The sequence below is a fragment of the Enterobacter sp. MGH 24 genome, assembly GCF_000493015.1.
Taxonomy (GTDB): Bacteria; Pseudomonadota; Gammaproteobacteria; order Enterobacterales; family Enterobacteriaceae; genus Enterobacter.
In genome coordinates, this window is record NZ_KI535657.1 from 4,234,284 (window position 1) to 4,246,738 (window position 12,455).

The following is a 12,455-nucleotide window of genomic DNA, read 5'->3' on the forward strand; positions in this document are numbered from 1 at the left end:
AAGTCGTCTTAAAACGTAATACAGGTTGCGCCCTGCTCCGCACCGGAGAGTTTCTCACGCAGCGCGCTGAACATTTCGCGTCCGGTCCCCACGCGCGATGCGCTCAGGTCTGGAATATGGGGCTGACGTGCCGCCAGCTCGGCGTCATCGACCAGCAGGGTTAACTCGCCTGTCTGACCATTCACGCGGATCATGTCACCGTCGCGCACTTTCGCCAGTAAACCGCCGTCGTAGGCTTCCGGCGTTACGTGGATGGCTGAAGGCACTTTACCGGATGCCCCGGAGAGGCGTCCATCGGTGACTAACGCAATTTTGAAACGGCGGTCCAATAATACACCAAGTGGTGGCATAAGTTTATGTAATTCTGGCATCCCGTTAGCTTTAGGCCCCTGGTGACGCACCACCACCACGCAGTCTTTGTCGAGCAGACCGGCGTCAAAGGCGGGTAACACGTCGTGCTGGCTTTCAAACACCACCGCCGGCGCTTCGATAATCTGGTTCTCTTCCGGTACGGCAGAGGTCTTCATTACCGCGCGACCAAGGTTGCCGCTCAGCACTTTGGTGCCGCCGTGAGGTGAGAACGGTTTGTCGATGGTGGCAATCACCTGCGCATCAAGAGAGGCGCTCGCCCCTTCACGCCAGTCCAACTCGCCGTTGTTCAGCCACGGCTCCTGGGTGTAGCGCTGCAGGCCAAAGCCCGCCACGGTGTTGACATCTTCATGCAGCAGTCCGCCTTTCAGCAGCTCGCGCATCAGCAGCGGTACGCCACCTGCGGCCTGGAAGTGGTTGATGTCCGCCGGACCGTTCGGGTACAGGCGTGCCATCAGCGGCACCACGGAAGAGATCTCGGAGAAGTCATCCCAGTTAATCAGAATGCCCGCCGCACGCGCCATGGCCACCAGGTGCATGGTGTGGTTGGTTGACCCCCCGGTTGCCAGCAGCGCGACGATTCCGTTGACGATGACCTTTTCGTCGACCATTTTGCCCATCGGCATCCATTCGTTGCCGTTGCCGGTCAGTCGCGTGACCTGACGGGCTGCGGCCTCGGTCAGCGCCTTGCGCAGCGGCGCATCCGGCTGGATGAAAGACGAACCCGGAAGCTGCATACCCATAAATTCCACCACCATCTGGTTGGTGTTAGCCGTACCGTAAAACGTACAGGTCCCCGGCGCATGGTAGGACGCGGCTTCCGCCTCCAGCAGCGCCTGACGGTCTGCTTTCCCTTCCGCGTACAGCTGGCGGATACGCACTTTTTCTTTGTTTGGCAGACCGCTCGCCATCGGGCCGGACGGCACGAAGATCGCAGGCAAATGGCCAAACGACAGCGCCGCCATTACCAGGCCCGGGACAATCTTGTCGCACACGCCGAGATACAGCGCGCCATCAAACATGTTGTGTGACAGGCCAACCGCTGCGGACATGGCAATCACTTCGCGGCTCAGCAGGGACAGCTCCATGCCGTCCTGCCCCTGCGTCACGCCGTCGCACATGGCAGGTACGCCTCCCGCCACCTGGCCCACGGCATTCACGCTGTGCAGCGCTTTACGGATGATATCGGGATAAACCTCATAAGGCTGGTGCGCGGAAAGCATATCGTTGTAGGAGGTAATGATGGCGATATTGTTACGCAACATGCTTTTCAGCGACGCTTTATCATCGGGCTGGCAGGCGGCGAAGCCGTGCGCCAGGTTCCCGCAGGCCAGCTGCGAGCGATGTACGGTGTTGCTCTTTGCCTGTTCAATCCGGGCGAGGTAGGCCGAGCGGGTCTCTTTCGAGCGCTCAATAATGCGCTGTGTTACGCGTAACAATGTCGGATTCATAAAAGCTCCTCTAATTTATCTGTCCGGGCTCGGGAGTTTACAAAGTCGCTGGCAGTTGTTAACAACGCTGAAACGCTTGCTGTCCGGAGCTCAGGGGCAAAATCACTTCCGGCAGTGTAATAAAAAAAGCTCCGCGGGTGAATCCACACGGAGCTTAAAAGTTGAAAATTGTGCCACTAGCTGTGTTAGATCATGTTACCGGTAAAATAACACTTTCGGGCTAGAGGATTATCTTACTCAAACTCGTTCCAGGAGCGGCCATCGCGGGTGATCATCGCCACCGACGCAACCGGTCCCCAGGTCCCTGCCTGATACGGTTTTGGCGCATCCTGATCGGCAGCCCAGGCCTCGGTGATGGAGTCGACCCATTTCCACGCTTCTTCCACCTCATCGCGGCGCACGAACAGCGCCTGGATACCGCGCATGGTTTCCAGCAGCAGACGCTCGTAAGCATCGGCCAGGTGCGTCTGGTTGAAGGTTTCGGAGTAGCTCAGATCCAGCTTGGTGGTCTGCAGGTTGTGTTTATGATCCAGGCCCGGCACTTTGTTCAGGATCTGGATATCCACGCCCTCGTCCGGCTGCAGACGAATGGTGAGTTTGTTCTGCGGCAGTTCCTGCCAGGACTCTTTGAACAGGTTCAGTTCCGGGTTTTTGAAGTAAACAACCACTTCGGAACATTTGGCCGGCAGACGTTTACCGGTGCGCAGGTAGAACGGAACGCCCGCCCAGCGCCAGTCGTCGATATCCACGCGGATGGCCACGAACGTCTCGGTGTTGCTGGACTTGTTCGCGCCCTCTTCTTCCAGGTAGCCAGGCACTTTTTTGCCTTGCGCAAACCCGGCGGTGTACTGGCCGCGAACGGTCTTCTCACGCACGTTGGAGCGGTCAATGCGGCGCAGTGACTTCAGCACTTTCACTTTTGCATCGCGGATGCTGTCAGCCGTCAGGTCAGACGGTGGAGACATGGCAATCATGCACAGAATCTGCAGCAGGTGGTTCTGGATCATGTCGCGCATCTGGCCGGCCTGGTCAAAGTAACCCCAGCGCCCTTCAATCCCCACCTCTTCCGCCACGGTGATTTCCACGTGGTCGATAGTGCGGTTGTCCCAGTTATTCACGAACAGGGAGTTAGCAAAACGCAGCGCCAGCAGGTTCAGTACCGTCTCTTTACCGAGATAGTGGTCGATACGGTAGACCTGGCACTCTTCAAAGAACTCACCCACCTGGTCGTTGATTTCACGCGAGGTTGCCAGCGATGTACCCAGCGGCTTCTCCATCACGACGCGCGCCGGTTTGGCGTTCAGTTTGGCTTCGCCCAGACCTTTACAGATGGCGCCGAAGGTGCTTGGCGGCATGGCGAAATAGTTAATGGTGACACGGTTTTTCTGATCCAGCATCGCGCCTAAGCGGGTAAACGCGCTGACGTCATTAACGTCCAGGTTGCAGAAATCGAGACGTCCACTCAGGGTATCCCACAAACTTTCATCAATTTTTTCTTTCATGAAAGTTTCGAGCGCCTCGCGGACGACTTTGGTATAAGCGTCCTTGTCCCAGTCGGCGCGCCCTACACCCAGGATACGGGTATCCGGATGAATTTGGCCCGCTTTCTCCAGTTGATACAGGGAAGGCAGCAATTTTCGGCGTGCAAGATCGCCTTTCGCGCCGAAAATGACCAGGTCACATGCCTGGGCTGTTTGCGTTACCGCCATGTCATTCTCCTCAGTTGGATCACCTGGTACTTCTGCCAGGTATCGTTGTAATTTTATTACAATGCACTGTACTGCTTTTACGTCATTCCCGAAACCATTAGCGCTTATCGTCGCGTGCGATACCGCGATTTTTCCCCCTCTGGAGGATTACGGTGGCCTAATGACGCAACAACCGTTGTTTCTTTGCGCAACAGGGTCACGGCAAAACCCGACATCGATCAAGTAATGAAAAAAAACAACAACATTATCTTGTCGATTATTACCCTATATGGAAGCCACAAGGGTAATATCGGCTAAATCGAATCACGATTTCATCAATTTATGAAATCGTTTACACCCATGAGCGTCCTGTTAACATGAACATGCTGGAAAAAATCCAGTTTCAACTGGAACACCTTAGCAAATCCGAGCGAAAAGTGGCCGAGGTCATTCTCGCCTCCCCCGCTCAGGCGATTCATTCAAGCATCGCCGCTCTGGCGCAGGAAGCGGGTGTTAGCGAACCGACGGTCAATCGCTTTTGTCGCAGCCTGGAAACGCGCGGCTTTCCTGATTTTAAACTGCATCTGGCACAAAGTCTGGCTAACGGCACCCCTTATGTTAATCGTAATGTGGATGAAGACGACAGCGTTGATGCCTATACCGCGAAAATTTTTGAATCGGCTATGGCTTCGCTCGACCACGTCCGCCAGTCTCTGGACATGAGTTCCGTGAATCGCGCGGTGGATTTACTCACCCAGGCCAAGCGGATTGCGTTCTTTGGTCTCGGGTCGTCGGCGGCCGTGGCGCATGACGCCATGAACAAATTTTTCCGCTTTAACGTCCCGGTTATTTATTCCGATGACATTGTGCTGCAACGCATGAGCTGTATGAATTGCAGTGAAGATGACGTCGTGGTACTGATTTCGCACACCGGCCGCACCAAGAGTCAGGTCGAGCTGGCACAGCTGGCCCGTGAAAACGATGCCATGGTGATTGCCCTCACCACGGCAGGTACGCCGCTGGCGCGTGAGGCAACGCTGGCGCTCACCCTCGACGTGCCGGAAGACACCGACATTTATATGCCGATGGTTTCCCGACTGGCGCAGCTTACCGTGATTGACGTGCTGGCGACCGGTTTTACCTTGCGTCGGGGCGCAAAATTCCGGGATAACTTGAAGCGGGTCAAGGAAGCGCTGAAGGAATCGCGTTTTGATAAAGAATTGCTTATAAAGAGCGATGTTCCCTGATAGTTGATAACGAAGACGTAACCAATAATTACGATGTAACGATTTACGGCATTCGGTCCACTCTCCGCTGCCTTGCAGCAGATGAAGACCGATTCAATGTTCACGCAACACCAAAGTTGTTTCAGTCAACGGAGTATTACATGTCCAGAAGGCTTCGCAGAACCAAGATCGTAACCACCTTAGGCCCGGCCACCGATCGCGATAATAATCTTGAGAAAATTATCGCCGCTGGTGCCAACGTGGTGCGCATGAACTTCTCTCACGGTACGCCAGAAGACCATAAATTACGTGCCGATAAAGTGCGTGAAATCGCAGCAAAACTGGGCCGCCACGTGGCTATTCTCGGCGATTTGCAGGGTCCAAAAATCCGCGTATCGACCTTTAAAGAGGGTAAAGTTTTCCTCAACATCGGCGACAAATTCCTGCTGGATGCCAACCTGGGCAAAGGCGAAGGCGATAAAGAGAAAGTCGGTATCGACTATAAAGGCCTGCCGGCTGACGTGGTACCTGGCGATATCCTCCTGCTCGACGACGGTCGCGTACAGCTGAAGGTGCTGGAAGTTCAGGGCATGAAAGTGTTCACCGAAGTCACCGTCGGCGGCCCGCTCTCCAACAATAAAGGCATTAACAAACTGGGTGGCGGTCTCTCTGCAGAAGCGCTTACCGACAAAGACAAAGCGGACATTGTGACTGCCGCGCTGATCGGCGTTGACTACCTGGCCGTCTCCTTCCCACGCTGCGGCGAAGATCTGAACTATGCGCGTCGCCTGGCGCGTGATGCAGGCTGTGATGCTAAAATCGTCGCTAAAGTTGAACGCGCGGAAGCCGTTTGCGATCAGGATGCCATGGACGATGTGATCCTCGCGTCAGACGTGGTGATGGTTGCGCGTGGCGACCTGGGCGTGGAAATCGGCGACCCTGAGCTGGTAGGTATCCAGAAAGCGCTGATTCGTCGCGCACGTCAGCTGAACCGCGCGGTGATCACCGCCACTCAGATGATGGAATCCATGATCACCAACCCAATGCCAACCCGTGCGGAAGTCATGGACGTGGCTAACGCCGTGCTGGACGGTACCGATGCGGTGATGCTCTCTGCGGAAACCGCTGCAGGCCAGTATCCGGCAGAAACGGTGGCCGCCATGGCGCGCGTCTGCCTGGGCGCTGAAAAGATCCCAAGCATCAACGTCTCTAAACACCGTCTGGACGTGCAGTTTGACAACGTGGAAGAAGCGATTGCGATGTCTGCGATGTACGCGGCAAACCATCTTAAGGGCGTTACCGCGATCATCACCATGACCGAATCTGGCCGCACCGCGCTGATGACCTCTCGTATCAGCTCTGGTCTGCCGATCTTCGCCATGTCCCGTCACGAGCGTACCCTGAACCTGACGGCGCTGTACCGCGGCGTGACGCCGGTTCACTTCGACAGCACCAATGACGGCGTAGCTGCGGCACACGATGCCGTTAACCTGCTGCGCGACAAAGGCTATCTGGTGTCCGGTGATATCGTCATTGTGACCCAGGGTGACGTGATGAGCACCATCGGCTCAACCAACACCACGCGCGTTATGACCGTCGAGTAATAACGCCTGTGTTAAAAAGCCCTCTCCATCTGGAGAGGGCTTTTTTTATTTCCGCGGATAAAGCTCTTTGCGTTTATAGGGCTCTGTTTCACCCGGTTTGCGCGTTTTTAGCAGCTTCAGAATCCACGTGTACTGTTCGGCATGCGGCCCCACCAGTATCTCCACCTCTTCGTTCATTCGACGCGCGATGGTGTGGTCGTCCGCGGTGAGCAGATCGTCCATCGGCGGACGGACCTCAATACTCAGACGATGCGTTTTGCCGTCATAGACCGGGAACAACGGGATCACGCGGGCACGACAGACTTTCATCAGGCGACCAATCGCGGGGAGCGTCGCTTTATAGGTCGCAAAGAAATCAACAAACTCGCTGTGCTCCGGGCCGTGGTCCTGATCCGGCAGATAGTAGCCCCAGTACCCCTGACGTACCGACTGAATGAAGGGCTTAATGCCATCGTTACGCGCATGCAAACGTCCGCCAAAACGACGACGCACCGTGTTCCAGACAAAATCGTAGATTTTATTTCCCTGGTTATGGAACATCGCCGCCATTTTCTGCCCCTGAGACGCCATCAGCATCGCCGGAATATCAACGCCCCAGCCGTGGGGGACGAGGAAAATGACCTTCTCGTCATTGCGGCGCATCTCCTCGATGATGTCCAGCCCTTTCCAGTCAACGCGATCGACGATTTTATCCGGCCCTTTCAGCGCCAGCTCCGCCATCATCGCCATTGCCTGCGGCGCGGTGGTATACATATCATCAATGATTGCCTCGCGCTCGGCGTCGCTTTTCTCAGGAAAACAGTAGTAGAGGTTGATCTGCGCGCGACGGCGGGCGCTCTTGCCTAAACGCCCGGCCAGGCGGCCAATCTTACCCAGAACAGGGTCGCGGACGGAAGCTGGCAGCATCGCCATCCCCGCAAAGGCATAAACACCAAGCCAGGCGCCCCAGTTGCGCGGATGGCGGAAGGATTTTTCAAACTCAGGAATGTATTCAATATTGTTTTTTTGGGTTTCCATGCTGGATCCAGGGTCTGATGACGCAAAATTTTATGCAGATAGTGTAGCGAGGCAGTCGTCCACGCACAAAAGAAAAAGCCGGCGTCAGTGTGCGCCGGCTTTTTTAACAAAAACAGAGAGCTTAGTTTAGGCTCAGCTGCGGCACCACCTCTTTAACCTGCGCCAGATAATCAGTACGATCTTTACCTGTCAGGCCTTCGGTGCGCGGCAGTTTCGCCGTCAGCGGGTTCACTGCTTGCTGGTTGATCCACACTTCATAGTGCAGGTGCGGGCCGGTAGATCGTCCGGTATTGCCGGAGATCGCGATACGGTCACCACGCTTCACCTTCTGGCCCGGTTTGACCAGCAGCTTACGCAGGTGCATATAGCGGGTCGTATAAGTACGACCATGACGTACCGCGACATAATATCCGGCGGCACCGCTACGCTTGGCTACCACCACTTCGCCATCTCCTACCGCCAGTACCGGCGTGCCCTGCGGCATGGCGAAGTCAACGCCACGGTGCGGCGCGACGCGCCCGGTTACCGGGTTCAGACGACGCGGGTTAAAGTTGGAGGAGACGCGGAACTGTTTTGCCGTCGGGAAGCGCAGGAAACCTTTCGCAAGGCCCGTACCGCTGCGGTCATAGAACTTACCGTCTTCGGCACGAATCGCGTAGTAATCTTTGCCCTCGGAGCGCAGACGTACGCCCAGCAGCTGGCTTTGCTCGCGCTTGCCGTCCAGCATTTCGCGGGACATCAGGACGGAGAACTCATCGCCCTTCTTCAGCTTGCGAAAATCCATCTGCCACTGCATGGCTTTGATCACCGAGCTGATTTCAGCGCTGGTCAAGCCTGCATCGCGCGCGCTGGAGACAAAGCTCGCGCCCACGGTGCCTTTCAGAACGCTGTTAACCCAGTCGCCCTTCTGCATTTCACTGGTCATTTTGAAACCGTTTGCAGTGCGATCGTAGGTACGGGTTTCGCGGCGGGACATTTCCCAGGTCAGACGCTGGAGATCGCCATCCGCCGTTAATGTCCAGGAAAGCTGTTGTCCGATTTTCAGGTTACGAAGATCTTTATCCGCAGCCGCCAGCTGGGTGATATTGCCCATGTCGATGCCGTACTGGTTCAGCACGCTGCTCAGCGTGTCCCCGGTAGACACAACATATTCGTGAATACCTGCTTCGTTCTCGGTTTTATCGTCCAGTTCATCCTGCGGGATGGCTTCATCTTCCTGAGCCGCCTGGTCGATAGGCTCACTGGCTTCAGGCAGCAAAGAACGGATTTCGCTCTTTTCGAGCTCAATGGTTTTGATGATAGGGGCAGAACTCGGGTGGTAAACATAGGGCCGCCAGACGGCGACCGCTAAGGTGAGTACTGTAAGCGACCCCAGCATAACGCGGTGGGGTCGAGGCAGATTGTTAAATGCCAGGGCGACAGAGCGGGCTATCTGTTGCACGTATTCACTTCCTCGTTAATCTCCTTTCAGGCAGCTCGCATACTGATTCGCCAGTTGGCTGAGGAACTGTGAATAGCTCACTTTGCTCAACTGGATATTCGTACCTAGCGGGTCAAGGGTTCCCATGCGCACGGACGTTCCCCTGGCCACGGCTTCTACGACCGCTGGCCTGAACTGTGGCTCAGCAAAAACGCATGTCGCTTTTTGCTCAACCAACTGTGTTCTGATTTCATGTAAACGCTGCGCACCAGGCTGAATTTCAGGGTTGACGGTGAAGTGACCCAGCGGGGTCAAACCGTAATGTTTTTCGTAATAGCCGTAGGCGTCATGAAAAACGAAATACCCTTTACCTTTCAACGGTGCGAGCTCATTACCTACCTGCTTATCGGTTGCGGCTAATTGTGCCTCAAAATCCTTCAGGTTGGCGTCTAGTTTGGCTCGACTTTGCGGCATAAGTTCCACTAATTTGTCATGGATTGCAACCGCTGAAAGCCGCGCTATCTCTGGGGATAACCAAAGATGCATGTTGTACTCGCCGTGATGGTGATCTCCATCACCTTTTTCACCGTCTGCGGCATGATGATCGTGTTCGTCGCCGTCGTCATCCGCCCCTTTCATGAGCAACGGTTTCACGCCGGGGAGTTCGGCAATCGCGACCTGTTTTTCGCCAGCAACCTGTTTTGCTGACTTCTGCATGAACGCTTCCATTTCCGGGCCAATCCAGACGACTAAGTCCGCGTTTTGTAAGCGTTTTACATCTGAAGGGCGCAGGGAATAGTCATGCTCGGATGCACCATCAGGGAGCAGAACCTGAGTTTCCGTTACCCCGTCGGCAATGGCCGACGCGATGAATCCGAGTGGTTTAAGCGAAGCGACAACTGCAGCGTTAACATCTTGTGCGGTTGTACCCCAAAGGGCAGCGGATAATGCTGCGAAAAGAAGCGTATTTTTATGTAACATAATGCGACTAATCATCGTAGTGAATGCGTGGAATGTGATATTATAACATTCGTTGACTTCTTCAAGCTTAAAATGACATGACGACATTGGTTTCTCTTGAAAATATTTCGGTCTCATTCGGCCAGCGCCGCGTCCTCTCTGACGTGTCGCTCGATCTGAAGCCCGGCAAAATTCTGACGCTGCTCGGCCCCAATGGCGCAGGCAAATCCACCCTGGTGCGCGTGGTGCTGGGTCTGGTCGTACCCGATGAAGGCGTGATCAAGCGCGAGGAAAAATTGCGTATTGGCTATGTGCCGCAAAAACTTCATCTCGACGCCACGCTGCCGCTAACGGTGAGCCGTTTTCTGCGTCTGCGTCCCGGCACGCGGAAGGCCGATATTCTCCCGGCGCTGAAACGCGTGCAGGCGGGCCATCTTGTCGATGCGCCGCTGCAAAAACTGTCCGGCGGTGAAACGCAGCGAGTGTTACTTGCCCGCGCGCTGCTGAGCAGCCCGCAGCTGCTGGTTCTGGATGAGCCAACTCAGGGTGTGGACGTGAATGGTCAGGTTGCGCTTTATGATTTGATCGACCAGCTGCGCCGGGAGCTTGATTGCGCCGTGTTGATGGTGTCTCACGATCTCCATCTGGTGATGGCAAAAACCGACGAAGTGCTGTGTCTCAACCATCACATCTGCTGCTCCGGTACGCCTGAAGTGGTGTCAATGCACCCGGAATTTATCTCCATGTTCGGCCCACGCGGCGCTGAACAGCTGGGCATTTACCGCCATCATCATAATCATCGCCATGATTTACAGGGACGAATCGTACTGCGTCGGGGAAATGGACACTCATGATTGAACTGTTACTGCCCGGCTGGTTGGCCGGGATTATGCTTGCCTGCGCCGCGGGCCCGCTCGGCTCGTTTGTCGTCTGGCGCAGAATGTCCTATTTTGGCGATACCCTGGCGCATGCGTCTCTGCTGGGCGTTGCCTTTGGTCTGCTGCTGGATGTAAACCCCTTCTACGCGGTGATTGTGGTCACGCTGCTGCTGGCCGCCGGTCTGGTCTGGCTGGAAAAGCGCCCTCACCTCGCGATTGATACGCTGCTTGGCATTATGGCGCACAGTGCCCTTTCTCTGGGCCTGGTGGTGGTCAGCCTGATGTCGAACATCCGCGTGGATCTGATGGCCTACCTCTTCGGTGACCTGCTGGCCGTGACGCCGGAGGATCTCATCGCTATCGCCATTGGGGTGGTGGTGGTGCTCGCCATTCTGCTCTGGCAGTGGCGTAATTTACTGGCCATGACCGTCAGTCCCGATCTGGCGTTTGTCGACGGCGTGAAGCTGCAGCGCGTAAAACTGCTGCTGATGCTGGTGACGGCGTTAACGATTGGTGTCGCGATGAAGTTTGTCGGCGCGCTGATTATTACATCGCTGCTGATCATCCCTGCCGCCACGGCGCGTCGTTTTGCCCGTACGCCGGAGCAGATGGCTGGCGTGGCGGTTATCGTCGGGATGGTTGCGGTAACGGGGGGGTTAACCTTCTCGGCGTTCTATGACACGCCTGCGGGGCCGTCCGTGGTGCTGAGCGCAGCGGTGATGTTTATCTTCAGTATGATGAAGAAGACCGCACAGTAGCGGGTATGTCCCCGGTGGCGCTTCGCTTACCGGGGCTACAAAACCATCCGAAACCGTCATCCGGCACGATTTACGGCATTGCCGGTGGCGTAATGCCGAAATGATTCCACGCCCGCACCGTTGCCATACGTCCACGCGGGGTGCGCTGCAGGAAGCCCTGCTGGATCAGATACGGCTCCAGCACATCTTCTATCGTCTCCCGCTCTTCTCCGATTGCCGCCGCCAGGTTATCCAGCCCGACTGGGCCGCCAAAGAACTTATCCAGCACCGCCAGCAGCAGTTTACGGTCCATATAGTCAAAGCCTTCGGCATCGACGTTCAGCATATCCAGCGCCTGAGCAGCGATCTCGGCGGAAATCGAGCCATCGTGCTTCACTTCGGCAAAGTCACGCACGCGGCGCAGCAGACGGTTGGCGATACGCGGCGTACCGCGGGAACGCTTCGCCACTTCAAACGCGCCCTCTTCGCTCATTTCCAGCCCCATATAGCGGGCGCTACGCCCAACGATGTGCTGGAGGTCCGCCACCTGGTAAAACTCCAGACGCTGCACGATGCCAAAACGGTCGCGCAGCGGAGAGGTCAACGACCCGGCGCGGGTGGTGGCGCCAATCAGGGTAAACGGCGGCAGATCGATTTTGATGGAGCGCGCGGCCGGACCTTCACCGATCATGATATCCAGCTGATAATCTTCCATCGCCGGATAGAGCACTTCCTCCACCACCGGTGACAGGCGGTGGATCTCATCGATAAACAGCACGTCATGCGGTTCGAGGTTGGTCAGCATCGCAGCGAGATCGCCCGCCTTCTCCAGCACAGGGCCGGAGGTGGTGCGCAGGTTGACGCCCATTTCATTGGCGACGATATTCGCCAGCGTGGTTTTCCCTAAACCAGGAGGGCCAAAAATCAGCAGGTGATCGAGCGCATCGCCGCGCAGCTTTGCCGCCTGGATGAAAATCTCCATCTGGGAACGAACCTGCGGCTGGCCGATATACTCATCAAGCAGCTTAGGGCGGATCGCACGATCCACCACGTCTTCTGCCTGAATAGTGCCTGCCGAAACCAGGCGGTCTGCTTCAATCATCCT

Annotated in this window: 10 protein-coding genes; 4 read left to right on the forward strand and 6 right to left on the reverse strand. The window is 56.1% G+C overall.

Going from position 1 to position 12,455, the window contains the following annotated elements; translation table 11 throughout:
• Positions 1-8 precede the first annotated feature (8 nt).
• The gene (gene edd / locus L370_RS02190; RefSeq protein ID WP_023336101.1) at positions 9-1,820 is read right to left on the reverse strand and encodes a phosphogluconate dehydratase; all 1,812 of its coding nucleotides are present in this window, start codon (positions 1,818-1,820) and stop codon (positions 9-11) included.
• 233 nt (positions 1,821-2,053) lie between these two features.
• Positions 2,054-3,529: a glucose-6-phosphate dehydrogenase gene (zwf, locus tag L370_RS02185; protein WP_023312228.1), complete on the reverse strand. Its 1,476-nt coding sequence runs from the start codon at positions 3,527-3,529 to the stop codon at positions 2,054-2,056.
• A 356-nt stretch (positions 3,530-3,885) separates the two neighbouring features.
• Here zwf and L370_RS02180 point away from each other — a divergent pair, with 356 nt between their 5' ends.
• Positions 3,886-4,755: a MurR/RpiR family transcriptional regulator gene (locus L370_RS02180; RefSeq protein WP_023336102.1), complete on the forward strand. Its 870-nt coding sequence runs from the start codon at positions 3,886-3,888 to the stop codon at positions 4,753-4,755.
• 140 nt (positions 4,756-4,895) lie between these two features.
• On the forward strand, positions 4,896-6,338 hold the full coding sequence (gene pyk / locus L370_RS02175) for a pyruvate kinase (protein WP_008500455.1): 1,443 nt from the start codon (positions 4,896-4,898) through the stop codon (positions 6,336-6,338).
• A gap of 45 nt (positions 6,339-6,383) precedes the next feature.
• Here the strand turns inward: pyk and lpxM are convergent, their stop codons facing one another.
• The 3 genes from lpxM to znuA form a co-directional block, all read right to left on the reverse strand.
• Positions 6,384-7,355, reverse strand: a complete 972-nt coding sequence (lpxM, locus tag L370_RS02170) for a lauroyl-Kdo(2)-lipid IV(A) myristoyltransferase (protein ID WP_023336103.1) — start codon at positions 7,353-7,355, stop codon at positions 6,384-6,386.
• 121 nt (positions 7,356-7,476) lie between these two features.
• Complete coding sequence (mepM, locus tag L370_RS02165; protein ID WP_023336104.1) at positions 7,477-8,796, reverse strand: murein DD-endopeptidase MepM; 1,320 nt, start codon at positions 8,794-8,796, stop codon at positions 7,477-7,479.
• Between the two features lie 15 nt (positions 8,797-8,811).
• Positions 8,812-9,756, reverse strand: a complete 945-nt coding sequence (gene znuA, locus L370_RS02160; protein ID WP_032666740.1) for a zinc ABC transporter substrate-binding protein ZnuA — start codon at positions 9,754-9,756, stop codon at positions 8,812-8,814.
• A gap of 77 nt (positions 9,757-9,833) precedes the next feature.
• On the opposite strand from znuA, the gene znuC reads away from it, so the two are divergent.
• Positions 9,834-10,589, forward strand: coding sequence for a zinc ABC transporter ATP-binding protein ZnuC (znuC, locus tag L370_RS02155; RefSeq protein WP_023336106.1), 756 nt, complete (start codon positions 9,834-9,836; stop codon positions 10,587-10,589).
• Complete coding sequence (gene znuB, locus L370_RS02150; protein ID WP_023336107.1) at positions 10,586-11,371, forward strand: zinc ABC transporter permease subunit ZnuB; 786 nt, start codon at positions 10,586-10,588, stop codon at positions 11,369-11,371. The genes znuC and znuB overlap by 4 nt, the downstream gene beginning before the upstream one ends.
• A gap of 70 nt (positions 11,372-11,441) precedes the next feature.
• Here znuB and ruvB read toward each other — a convergent pair whose 3' ends face one another.
• The gene (gene ruvB, locus L370_RS02145; protein ID WP_023336108.1) at positions 11,442-12,452 is read right to left on the reverse strand and encodes a Holliday junction branch migration DNA helicase RuvB; all 1,011 of its coding nucleotides are present in this window, start codon (positions 12,450-12,452) and stop codon (positions 11,442-11,444) included.
• Positions 12,453-12,455 lie beyond the last annotated feature (3 nt).